The following is a 12,084-nucleotide window of genomic DNA, read 5'->3' as shown; positions in this document are numbered from 1 at the left end:
AAATGTTTCATCATATGTTCTTCTAATTTTCCCCATAAAAAAATCCCCCTTATAGTAGACAGGATATAAAGCTTTCTTTTTTCTGTCTACTATAGGGGGAGCATATCATATTAGCCGGCGTTTTATTTTGGGTAGTTATGAGTATAACGGGATTTGTTCTTTCTGAAAAACAAGTAGTGTGGGTATATTTAATCGGTATGGGCTGTGTGTTTCCTTTTGGCTTAATGATAGCTGCTATATTGAAAATTGATATGTTTGCGAAAGGAAATCCGTTAGGGATTTTGGCTGGATTAATTGGTGGGATAAATGTATTGAATATTCCACTTGTATTACTTGCCTATTTTCAATTTCCAGAATGGTTACCTTTTGTAGTAGCAATGTTAATAGGTGTTCATTTTATCCCGTACGTATGGATTTATGAAAGTAAAAGTTATGGTTTATTGTCGGTAGGGACTGTATTTGTAACGTCAGTTTGCGGGATTCTTTTTGCAGAAAAAGGATTTACTGTAATTCCATTATCGGTTACAGTTGTCTATTTACTTACTTTTATAAGTTTAATGATTGAAAATAAAAAAGCAGATCATTATCAACAAAAGTCAGCTTAATAAAAATATAGGGATAGGGGAAATTATGATGAAAAATTTCGTTTGTACAACGTGTGGCGTGCAGTATGCAGCGAGTGTAGAAGAACCGGTTAGTTGTCATATTTGTGATGAAGAGAGGCAATATGTGAATCCAAAAGGACAATCTTGGACGACACTAGAAAGCTTACAAATTGGTGATACATATAAAAATGAAATAATCGAAGAGGAAAATGGACTTTATAGTATTACGACAAAACCAGGATTTGCGATCGGTCAAACGGCATTTGTAGTGAAAACAGAGTCATATCGTTTACTGTGGGACTGTATTACGTATTTAGATGAAACGACAATTATGAAAATAAAAGAGCTTGGCGAATTAGATGCGATTGCATTGTCTCATCCTCATTATTATTCAACGCAAGTAGAATGGGCAGAGACATTTGATGTACCAATTTATATACATGAAGATGATAAAGAGTGGGTGATGCGTCCGAGTAGTCGTATTATTTATTGGTCTGGTGAGTCTTTACAATTAGCTGATGGATTAGTCATTCATCGTTTAGGGGGACATTTTAAAGGTGGATCTGTCTTACATTGGGAAGAAGGTAATGACGGAAAAGGAATTTTGTTAACAGGTGATATTATTCAAGTTGTAGCAGATGAGCGGTGGGTAAGCTTCATGTACAGCTATCCAAACTTAATTCCACTACCAGCGAGAAAAGTGGAAGAAATGGTGAATCGAGTGAAGCCGTTACAGTTTAATCGTTTATACAACGCTTTTCATCGAGTAGTAAAAGAAAATGCAAATGAAGCAGTTGAACGTTCTGCTGAAAGATATATTGGAGCATTAGAAGGTAAATTATTTCATACGTAAAAAGGGGAGCAAGCCTAATGAAAACGTTAGTATGTTTTGGCGATAGCATTACAGCTGATGAGACGTTTTTTGATGGAACACCGAGATTAACGCCAAGGTTACAAGCAATGTTTCCAAATTGGAAAGTAGTGAATGCAGGTGTTCCAGGGGATAATACATTTGATGCGTTAAATAGGATTGAAGAAGATGTAATATCATATAAACCAGATTTCGTAACAGTTTTTCTTGGTACGAATGATGCAGTTTCTTTTTCTCAAGTGTCATTACAAGCATATAAAGAAAACTTAGAGAAGATTGTGAACCAGGTTTCCTCAGATAAAATACTACTTATTAGTCCTGCACCAGTTGATGAAGAAAGACAGTACAATAGAACCAATAAAGTGCTCGGTCAGTATACAGACGTAGTAGAGGAAGTGGCGAGGGAAACAGGAAGTTATTTTCTAAATGTATATGCTGAAATGATTCAAGAACGGGATTATAAAAGGTTTGTAGAAAATGATGAAAAAGATGGGTTACACTTTGGGCCAGAAGGTTATGAGTATGTAGCGAAGTTAATTGGTGAAAAGTTAAAAGGGATTTTATAAGGAGCAAAGCACTTAGTGCTTTGCTTTTTCGTATTTCTTTCGCAGTCCATAAACTTATTGATCGCTGTAATTTGGACAGATATTTTGCGTTTTTATCCCGCATTAACTGTCCGTAAACGCCCCATTGGTGAGGGCTAATAATCAGTGGGGGATGAACAAAAACCCCACTGATTAAAGTTTCACTTTATGTGCTTAAAAGGCGAGTTCTGTTTTAAAGTAATATAAATTTATTTTTAAAAATTTATATTTCGTAGTTGAAAATCAATAAAGGTGTAACTATAATAGTTACAGTGAGTTTGTTATTTTGAAATGTACATATTGAATTACAAGAATGAAGGGAGTTTTTATGTAAATCAAAAAGTTATAAAAATCTATTAATTTTTATAATAAGATAAAATGCTTTTCGGTTCATACACATTATGAAATATGTTATTTCTAATAGAAAACTAGAGGTGGAAAAATGAAAAATTTTAAAGGTATGTTGATATCATCACTTGCAATTACAACTTTTGCTGGGGTAGGTACGACATTTGTAACAAATACAGTACATGCTGCTAATGACGATTCTAGTAAAATACAAGTTCGTTCTAATAAGAGTATAAATACAACAACTGGCTCGAGATTCCCTGTATTATCATCAGTCAATCCTTATGATGAACCTAGATTTTCGAGACAGGGATATCTTGAAGAGGCACCTTTAGGAATTAATGCTCCTTATGCTTGGGGAATTAAAGGAGGGAATGGTCAGGGGGCAACTTTTGTAGATTTGGAAGAAGGCTGGTTATTAAATCATGAAGATTTAGTCGGTCAAAATATTGAATTTATGTCTGGAAAAATGAGTAATGATCTTTCTCATGGTACTTCAGTTCTAGGTGTTGTTTCTGCAGCTGACAATGGGATTGGGAACATTGGAATTGCACCAAAAGCAAAGGCAAAAGTAATTTCAGTGATCCGAGACAATGGGAGAATTGATGTAAGAGATGCTATTTTAAGTGCCGTAGATTCTTTACAGGCTGGAGATGTTTTATTAATAGAAGAATCCTTTAAATATGATGGATATGGAGATGACCCTTTACCAGTAGAAGTATACCCGAGTATATTTAACGCAATTCGCAAAGGTACAGATAAAGGCATTATTATTGTAGAAGCAGCTGGTAATGGTGGGATTGATTTAGATGAATTTAAAGACCGTAATGGTAAACAGATTTTAAATCGAAACAGTCAAGACTTTAAAGATTCAGGAGCTATTATAGTGGGAGCATCTACTGCAAGAGTTCCTCATAAACGTTTAGCTTTCTCTAACTATGGTAGTAGAATTGATGTATATGGTTGGGGAGAGTATGTTGATACATTAGATACATATCAAAATCAAAATAGTAAAGGACAAAAAGTTACAGATCAGAACATAACTAATCGTTATACTTCTAATTTCCGTGGTACTTCTAGCGCTTCGCCTATAATTGCTGGGGCTGCTGTATCGATTCAAGGGATTGCTAAAGAACATTTAGGTAAGGCATATACACCAAAAGAATTGAGAGCAATTTTAAGTAATCCTAATACAGGCACAAAGTCTAATAACCCATCATCTGATAAAATAGGGGTTTTACCAGATTTAAAAGCAATTTTGTCTAACCTTGGATTTCATAGTGATTTGACTACCAATGATCCTATGGTATTTCCAGATAACGTAGAAAAAAATGAAGGAAAAGAAAATTCAACTTTCGTATTTCCAGGTGAAGAAACAAAAAGAACAGGTGATAAAAATTCAACTGTAACCTTCCCAGAAGAAGATTTAAAACAGGAGGAAAAAGAAGAGGGATTAATTGTTTTTCCTGATTAATAAAAAAATACTACCTTCCATTTGGAGGTAGTATTTTTTATTTCTTGTCATTAACAAGCAGGCATGAAATTTGTATTTGTTTATCTTTTATAATGAATTTAACTAAAAAAATCGAATATTTGACTGTTAATTTACTTTTTTGTCTCAATCAATTACATGAATCAATCTAGAAATGCTTGCTGCAATGCTCTCAGTCCATCACTGTAAATGCCATGAAACAGATTAATTGCCTCTTCATCACTAACTTCAACAGGAGTGAACGTACCAGACCACTCTACTAACGATGTGTTACTTTCAGTACCTCCTTTAACCTGGATTGTAGATAAATAATTAGTGACTGGGAATGGTGCATTCATGATTGAATATGTGTAGTAGCGCTCTTTATCATTGAATACTTCTAATCGTTCTATAATTGTATCGCCATCTGGATTAGCTAGATGACGTACACGACCGCCTTCAGTTAATTTACTGCTAGGTATATAAGGTAACCAGTCTGGAAGGGAGTTGAAACCTCCGATTAATTGCCATACTTGTTCCGGTGAAGCAAAAATTTCCATAGATGTAGTAGTATGTGCCATATTCATTACGCTCCTTTTCATCCCGGTATTTACGGGTAAATAATCAGTGGGGGATGCTCCCACTGATTAAAGTTATATTATTATTTTACGTTGATTGGTAGTGGTGCATTAGGTGCTACTAATTTTTGTTCGCGCATTTCTTCCCAGAATGCTGCTGGAATTACTGTGTTTAAGGCATTTTGGTCTTCTACAATGCGTTCCGGTTTACTTGCACCAGGAACAACAGCAGCAACTGCTGGATTGGCTAGTGAAAATTGTAGTGCAGCAGCTTTGATGCTGATTTCGTGACGATCTGCAAGAGCTTTGATTTTCTCAACTTTTGCAATAATTTCTGGCGATGCTTTTTGATATTCGAAGTGAGCGCCGCCAGCAAGAATACCTGAGCTATATGGGCCACCAACAACAATATCCATATTATGCTTTACAGCTGCAGGCATTACTCGTTGCAATGCACGTTCGTGGTCTAATAATGAATAGCGACCAGCTAGTAAGGATATATTCGGTTTCGCTTCTTCTAAATCAAGCATAAGTTCAATTGATTCTACTTTGTTTACTCCAAGCCCCCAGCCCTTAATAACTCCTTCTTCACGTAAACGTGTTAGCGCACGGAATGCTCCTGTTCGAGCTGTTTCAAATTGTGAAATCCACTCATCACCATAAAAGTCTTGTGCTAAATCATGAATGAAAACAAAGTCTAGACGATCTGTTTTTAAACGTTTCAAACTTTGCTCGATAGAACGAAGTGTTGCATCTGCGCTATAGTCATTGATCATTTTATTTTTGCGACCAAATTCGAAAAGTCCGCCTTTTTCACCTAAATCACGTGCAGATGGATCTTCTAGTTCATCTGAAATCGTTCGACCTACTTTGGTGCTTAAAAAGTAATCATCACGATTTCTTTTTGACAGTGCTTCACCAAGACGGATTTCCGCTAATCCAGATCCATAAAGTGGAGCTGTATCAAAGTAACGAACGCCATTCTCCCAAGCAGCATCCACTGTAGCGATTGCTTCTTCCTCTGGGATATTACGGTACATATTTCCTAGTGGTGCTGTACCAAACCCGATTTTTTCTTTTAGTAATTTACTCATTATAGATATCCTCCTAAAATGTATTTGAAAATTATTTATTCATTGTGAATGGATGTGAAAATGAAAACATGTCATTTCATCGTCTGACAAAATGTATGATAAAAATACTCACTTTAAAGTACAGGTACTAACAGGTAATTTCTAACACTGCATGACTCACTCAACTCTTACAAATGCTATTATGAAATGTATTTTACATAATGAAAAGTACGTACTTTAAAGTGATATAGATACTAAAAAGTAATACAGGTACTTTTTGGTGCCGTACTACTCATCTGCTGTTTACGTATGCTATTATGAAACATGTTTAACACAATAAAAAGTACGTACTTTAAGGTGCTATAGATACTTAAAAGTAATTTTTAAATATTTTAGCTTATTTGTCTTATAAAATTATTAAAGGAGATTTTTATATGAAAACATACAATATTCCTGTAGAGGCAACTTTAGAGGTTATCGGTGGAAAGTGGAAAGTAGTTATCCTTTGTCATTTAAAGAAAGACAAAAAGAGAACGTGCGAATTAAAACAATTAATGTCTGGTATTACACAAAAGATGTTAACGCAACAATTACGTGAATTAGAAGAAGATGGTGTAATCGAGAGAAAAGTGTATAACCAAGTGCCACCAAAAGTAGAATACTCTTTAACTGATTACGGTCATTCTTTAGATTCTATACTCGATACTCTTTGTAACTGGGGAGAAAATCATCTTGAAAAGAATGGTAACACGTCTTTGCTTATAACCGCAGCTGAATAAAGAAAGAAAAAACGAACGAGAATACGTTCGTTTTTTCTTTTTGTATAGAGGGAGATTTTTAAGCAGCATAATTACTTTTTTGTAATATAGGTACTTTTTTGTGCTGTAGGAACTAAAATGTGCCGTATAGAAAATTATTTATTTTTACGTAACAATAGATAAGGAATTTATAAAAAAGGAGAGGAGATCGCGTGAAACAATATAATATACCTATAGAAGCAACTTTAGAAATTATCGGGGGAAAGTGGAAGGTCGTTATTTTATGTCACTTAACAAAAGGGAAGAAGCGAACGAGTGAGTTACAACGTTTGATGCCTGAAATTTCTGTTAGAATGTTAACGCAGCAACTACGTGAGCTGGAAGAAGATGGTGTGATTACACGTGAAATTTACAAAGAAATTCCCCCTCGAGTAGAATACTCCCTAACCGATTATGGGTGGTCTTTACAAAATGTATTAAATCAATTAACCGCGTGGGGAGAACGATGCATAGATAGAAAAAACACAGAAGTTAAGTGAAATCTCTATATGTAATATTGAAAACACCACCTAATGACGAGGTGGTGTTTTTCGTTTTAAAACTTTAGAAAGTTGTTATGATGAAAAGTAAAATTTTTGAGGACCTGTTTCAGTCATGGGTACTTAAAAGTGCCTACATCACTTTAAAGTACGTACTATGCTTCATAATATAACCGTTTTATAATGACACTCGTAGCAAGAAGTCATAACGATTTTAAGCTATGTTCAAAAAGACTTATTAACTAGTATAGTTTTTTGTTCAATTTTTTAGTAGGAGATGTTTTTATGGTTGAAGAACTTTTTTATAAAAAAATACTTAAAAATCTGTTTTCAGATCCAGTTCAAATTACACTTTGGAATGGAGAAACAATACAATATGGCGAAGGGGAACCTCAATTTCATATAACATTCCATAAGCCGCTCTCAAAAAAAGAAATTGCTAAGGATCCTTCTATTGCATTCGGTGAAGCATATATGAATGGAGACCTTGAAATAGAGGGTAATCTTGAAAAAGCAATTCAATCTATTTATAAAAGGCAGGATAGCTTTTTAGGTGATAGTAAGTTGCAATATTTCAAAAGTAAATGGAATTTCTCAAAACAAAAAAATAAAGAAGATATTGCTCACCATTATGATATTGGGAACGATTTCTATAAATTATGGCTTGATGAGACAATGACATATTCTTGTGCGTATTTCCAAAATGAACAAGATTCTTTAACGACAGCGCAGCATAATAAAGTGAATCATATTTTGAAAAAGTTGAACCTTCAAAAAGGTGATACGCTATTAGATATCGGTTGCGGGTGGGGTGAGCTCATTACAGCTGCCGCTAAGCAGTACGGTGTGAAAGCGATGGGAGTAACATTAAGCGAGGAACAATTTGCAAAGACTTCCGAGCGAATTAAACAAGAGGGACTTACGGATTTAGTTGAAGTATCTTTACTTGATTACCGCGATATTAAGAATCGTAAATTTGATAAAATTGTTAGTGTAGGTATGATCGAACATGTAGGAAAAGACAACATTACGCAATACTTTGAAACAGTTAACAAACTACTAAATGATGGCGGGATTTCTCTGCTGCATTGTATTACTTCTCCGGCTAATGGTGGTGCTACGAATGGTTGGATTGAAAAATATATATTCCCTGGTGGGTATGTTCCTGCTGTTAACGAATTAATCACGAACATGACAAACGAACAATTTTTCATTGTTGATGTGGAAAGCTTACGTAGACATTACGGGAATACATTACAACATTGGGCTCGAAATTATGAAAATGTACTAGAGGAAGTTCGCAAAACGAAAGATGAGCGATTTATCCGCATGTGGCGTTTATATTTAAATGCATGTGCAGCTTCGTTCTTTACAGGTAATATTGATTTACATCAATTTGTATTTACAAAAGGGATTAATGATACAATTCCGATGACACGTTCTTATATGTATGAATAAGAGTATATAACTAAGTAGCTCTCAAGTCATTGAGTATAAATAAAATGATGATAGGATATAAGTCTATAACGTAAAGTCGAGATGGGAATCAGAAAATGATTTCTTTCTCGACTTTTTGATATATAATTTTGAAATTGAAACTATATACTTTTAAAGATAAAAATATATAATAAATGTAGAAACGAAAATTTATGAGCAAGGAAGTTGAAGAACATGACATTAACAATGGGCTTTATTGGATTTGGAAAATCAGCTAACCGTTATCACCTACCTTATCTAAAGACACGTAATAATATAAAAGTAAAAACAATTTTTGTACGTCAAATAAATGAAAAATTAGCGGCTCCATATGAGGAAAAAGGTGTTTACTTCACTACTGATTTAGACGAATTGTTGAATGACAAAGAAATTCAAGTTGTGACGATTTGTACGCCAGCACATACGCATTATGAATTAGCAAAAAAAGTTATATTAGCCGGAAAATCAGTTATCGTTGAGAAACCATTTTGCGATACAGTAGAACATGCGAAAGAATTATTAGCTTTAGGACGAGAGAAAGGTGTAGTCGTTATGCCTTATCAAAACCGTCGTTTTGATGGTGATTTTTTAGCTGTAAAGCAAGTAGTTGAACAAGGATTCCTTGGCGATATTATTGAGATTGAATCACATATTGATTATTTCCGTCCTGGTTCAATCACTCATGAAGCTCCAAAAGAAGAAGGTTCATTTTATAGTTTAGGTATTCATACGATGGACCGCATGATTTCACTATTCGGCCGTCCAGATACGGTGACATACGATATTCGTAATAATGAAATGGACGGTGCGGTTGATAACTATTTCGATGTTGGTTTACATTACGGAAATCAGTTGAAGATTAAGTTGAAAACGAACCATGTCGTAGCGAAAGATTATCCACGCTTTATCGTTCATGGAACAAATGGATCATTTATTAAATATGGTGAAGATCAGCAGGAAAATGATTTGAAAGCGGGTATTATGCCTGAGAGTGCAGGATTTGGTGAAGATTCACCGATGTATTATGGAATTGCTAAATATCGTAATGCAAATGGTGACTGGATTGAAAAACAAATTAAAACGCCGCTTGGTGATTACGGTCGTTTCTATGATGCAGCGTATAACACAATTGTAAATGGTGCACCAAAACTTGTGAAAGATGAAGAAGCAGTAACGAATATTGAAATCTTGGAAAACGGATTTGCTGCCCCATCACCTTCAGTTTACAAACTTGAGGCTTTACATTTGAATGAATAGAAGAGGGTTTGCAGTATAAAGGAGGTATGGAAATGGCAAGCGGATCAACACAAGTAAAATACCTCGGCATTTATCAAAAGATTAAACAGCAAATTTTAGACGGTGAATATAAAATCAACGAAAAAATTCCGAGTAGCTCCGTCCTTGCTGAAGAATTCGATGTTTCAGCACTTACTATTAAAAAAGCGCTGGATCTATTAGTAAGAGACGGCTACATTATCCGCCGGCGCGGAAGTGGAACAGTGGTACAAGATTGGCATCAGCAGGAAAAGGCACGAATGATTCAAACTTTAACAGGTACGAAAGCTGTTTACGGTAGTGAGGTAGAAAGTAAAATTATCGAGTTTGCGATTGTAGGTGCTGATGAAGTAGTTGCTGAGAAATTGGGAGTTTCAATTGGTGATTTCGTCTATAAAATCATTCGCCTTCGCATCATTCACAGCATTCCGACGATTATGGAGCATACATGGATGCCAATTTCGGTTATCCCAGGTGTTGAGACTTCTGTTTTAGAGGAGTCGATATACTCACATATTCAAAATAAACTTGGTCTTGAAGTAGGGACATCTGTTGTCAGGGTTAAAGGAATTCGCCCAGATGATAGGGAAAAGCAGTTTATGAACTTAACAAATCAGGATTTCCTAATGCGAGTTGAGCAAGTAGCTTACTTAACGGATGGACGAACTTTTGAATATTCTTACGCAGATCATTTACCGGAAACCTTTGAGTTTGAAACAGTCATTACGGCAAAAAATTATAAAGAGACATAAAAAACGGTTGAGGCAAGTATTGTCTCAACCTATTTTATGTCTTCTACAGTTATTATTCATCAGCAGTAATCAGCATGGATGTGTTCCCGGTTTTTTCAAGATGAACTTCTCCCCAGGAACAGAGGGAATCAAGTATAGCTCCTAAAGACGAACCGTAATCCGTTAAAGAGTACTCTACTTTCGGTGGTACTTGGTCATATACTTTCCTTTGGATTACACCATCTTCTTCTAGTTCCCGTAATTGTTGCGTTAACATTTTTTGCGTAATACCAGGCATTAAACGTTTTAATTCACTCGTTCTTTTTGTTCCTTTTTTTAAATGACAAAGGATAACAACCTTCCACTTTCCACCAATAACTTCTAAAGTCGCTTCTACAGGAATATTATATGTCTTCATAAAAAAACTCCTTTGATGAATTTAGATTACAGTTGTGAGCCTACATCCGTTGTAATACTAAAATTATTTCTTTTTAGTACCTATAACACTTTAAAGTGCGTACTATTTATTGTGCTAAATATCGGTCATAATAACCGATGTAAGAGAGAAATAAGCAGAATGGCACTTGAAAATGCATATGTTCCTTTTTAGTACCTATAACACTTTAAAGTACGTACTTTTTATTAGGATGAATATAATCCATAATAGCACTTGTAAGCAAGAAATGCGTGAAATGTGCTTTGAAGGAGCCATCATGCTATGGGGAATTTTACATGAGAATAATTTGTTGTGTTATTAAAATTAATCCAAGACTTAACAGTTGATTAATTGAACTGTAAAGTTTAAAATTACAGTAAGATTTTTAAAAGTGAGTTGTTAACGTCTGTAAAATGTAGCATGAATAATAGAGATAAATGAAACATTGCTGAATAACTAACATTATGTGAATTTGATTCTAAACTGTAATTTTTTTTAATACATTTCAATAAGCGATATTTAAAATGTACGTTTAATAACATTAAAGGAGTGAGTTAAATATGGTAATTCTATATACAACAGCAAGCTGTGCGTCATGCCGAAAAGCGAAAGCATGGCTTGAAGAGCATCAAATTGATTATATTGAAAAAAACATCGTATCAAATTCTATGACAGTTGATGATCTTAAATCGATTCTTCGTTTAACTGAAGAGGGGGCTACTGAAATTATTTCAACTAGATCCAAAACTTTTCAGGACTTAAATATAAATATTGATGAGCTCTTGCTAAATGAATTTTATACATTAATAATTGAGCATCCACTAATGTTGCGTCGCCCGATTATGCTGGACGAAAAAAGATTGCAAATTGGTTTTAACGAAGAAGAAATTCGTAAATTTTTACCACGTAGCGTCCGAACATTTTTAAACATTGAACTGAAAAAGTTGGCTAATTAATAAGTAATAGTGTGAAAGAGAAATTTTTTGAAAGGAGGAAACTGAAGGTGATAGAAGTATGCGTTACAGTTAATTATAAAGATAGAAACTATCAAACAAATGTTATTGTGAACAAAGATACGATTTGGACAAAAATTAAACAATTGGCAGAAGAACAAGTGAAGAAACAGTGGGGTTTTTAAATTTAATTATTTAAAAAAATGAAGTTATATGCTAGAGATTATAACTAAATTCAAAATTTTTCAGGTATTAAATATAAATAAGAAATTTTCTTGAAAGACCAACTATGAAAAGTCAAGGGGACATTTTCAAAAAATATTGCTAGAGGATTTTGAAAATAAATCCACTGGATTCGATAGGAAGTGGCTAAACGTCTTCATAAA

Annotated in this window: 14 protein-coding genes; 11 read left to right on the top strand and 3 right to left on the bottom strand. The window is 34.4% G+C overall.

Translation table 11 applies throughout. From position 1 onward, the window contains the following. The first annotated feature begins 104 nt into the window (after positions 1-104). From MR168_RS29655 to MR168_RS29640, 4 genes are all read left to right on the top strand, one after another. Positions 105-605, top strand: coding sequence for a DUF7010 family protein (locus tag MR168_RS29655; protein ID WP_242291700.1), 501 nt, complete (start codon positions 105-107; stop codon positions 603-605). 25 nt (positions 606-630) lie between these two features. Next, on the top strand, positions 631-1,458 hold the full coding sequence (locus tag MR168_RS29650) for an MBL fold metallo-hydrolase (RefSeq protein WP_012593290.1): 828 nt from the start codon (positions 631-633) through the stop codon (positions 1,456-1,458). A gap of 17 nt (positions 1,459-1,475) precedes the next feature. Next, a complete protein-coding gene (locus tag MR168_RS29645) occupies positions 1,476-2,042 on the top strand; it encodes an SGNH/GDSL hydrolase family protein (RefSeq protein WP_016098750.1) in 567 nt (188 codons plus the stop codon). Between the two features lie 460 nt (positions 2,043-2,502). Next, the gene (locus MR168_RS29640; RefSeq protein ID WP_000787685.1) at positions 2,503-3,882 is read left to right on the top strand and encodes a S8 family peptidase; all 1,380 of its coding nucleotides are present in this window, start codon (positions 2,503-2,505) and stop codon (positions 3,880-3,882) included. A gap of 161 nt (positions 3,883-4,043) precedes the next feature. Here MR168_RS29640 and MR168_RS29635 read toward each other — a convergent pair whose 3' ends face one another. Together MR168_RS29635 and MR168_RS29630 are read right to left on the bottom strand one after the other, a co-directional pair. Then, positions 4,044-4,460 carry an SRPBCC family protein gene (locus MR168_RS29635; protein ID WP_023522577.1) on the bottom strand — a complete coding sequence of 139 codons (417 nt, stop codon included), beginning with the start codon at positions 4,458-4,460 and terminating at the stop codon, positions 4,044-4,046. Positions 4,461-4,540: 80 nt separating this feature from the next. Beyond that, positions 4,541-5,551: an aldo/keto reductase gene (locus MR168_RS29630; RefSeq protein ID WP_006924216.1), complete on the bottom strand. Its 1,011-nt coding sequence runs from the start codon at positions 5,549-5,551 to the stop codon at positions 4,541-4,543. 413 nt (positions 5,552-5,964) lie between these two features. Here MR168_RS29630 and MR168_RS29625 point away from each other — a divergent pair, with 413 nt between their 5' ends. The 5 genes from MR168_RS29625 to MR168_RS29605 all read left to right on the top strand — a co-directional run bounded on the left by MR168_RS29625 (position 5,965) and on the right by MR168_RS29605 (position 10,330). Further along, positions 5,965-6,309, top strand: a complete 345-nt coding sequence (locus MR168_RS29625) for a winged helix-turn-helix transcriptional regulator (RefSeq protein ID WP_086412363.1) — start codon at positions 5,965-5,967, stop codon at positions 6,307-6,309. A 191-nt stretch (positions 6,310-6,500) separates the two neighbouring features. After that, entirely contained in the window at positions 6,501-6,827 is a 327-nt protein-coding gene (locus MR168_RS29620; RefSeq protein ID WP_006924211.1) for a winged helix-turn-helix transcriptional regulator, read from the top strand. Positions 6,828-7,112: 285 nt separating this feature from the next. Then, positions 7,113-8,285: a cyclopropane-fatty-acyl-phospholipid synthase gene (locus MR168_RS29615; protein WP_006924209.1), complete on the top strand. Its 1,173-nt coding sequence runs from the start codon at positions 7,113-7,115 to the stop codon at positions 8,283-8,285. Positions 8,286-8,498: 213 nt separating this feature from the next. After that, complete coding sequence (locus MR168_RS29610; RefSeq protein ID WP_016123067.1) at positions 8,499-9,560, top strand: oxidoreductase; 1,062 nt, start codon at positions 8,499-8,501, stop codon at positions 9,558-9,560. Between the two features lie 32 nt (positions 9,561-9,592). Next, a complete protein-coding gene (locus MR168_RS29605; protein ID WP_078994371.1) occupies positions 9,593-10,330 on the top strand; it encodes a GntR family transcriptional regulator in 738 nt (245 codons plus the stop codon). 52 nt (positions 10,331-10,382) lie between these two features. Here MR168_RS29605 and MR168_RS29600 read toward each other — a convergent pair whose 3' ends face one another. Next, complete coding sequence (locus tag MR168_RS29600; protein ID WP_000860831.1) at positions 10,383-10,727, bottom strand: winged helix-turn-helix transcriptional regulator; 345 nt, start codon at positions 10,725-10,727, stop codon at positions 10,383-10,385. 578 nt (positions 10,728-11,305) lie between these two features. Here MR168_RS29600 and spxA point away from each other — a divergent pair. Together spxA and MR168_RS29590 are read left to right on the top strand one after the other, a co-directional pair. Continuing rightward, a complete protein-coding gene (gene spxA / locus MR168_RS29595) occupies positions 11,306-11,701 on the top strand; it encodes a transcriptional regulator SpxA (RefSeq protein ID WP_086412362.1) in 396 nt (131 codons plus the stop codon). A 47-nt stretch (positions 11,702-11,748) separates the two neighbouring features. Then, complete coding sequence (locus MR168_RS29590) at positions 11,749-11,883, top strand: BA3454 family stress response protein (protein ID WP_103597485.1); 135 nt, start codon at positions 11,749-11,751, stop codon at positions 11,881-11,883. Positions 11,884-12,084 lie beyond the last annotated feature (201 nt).

The sequence above is a fragment of the Bacillus cereus group sp. BfR-BA-01356 genome, from assembly GCF_022663635.1.
Taxonomy (GTDB): domain Bacteria; phylum Bacillota; class Bacilli; order Bacillales; family Bacillaceae_G; genus Bacillus_A; species Bacillus_A cereus.
Note: the sequence above shows the minus strand (reverse complement) of the source record. Positions and strands in the feature narration are given on the sequence as shown.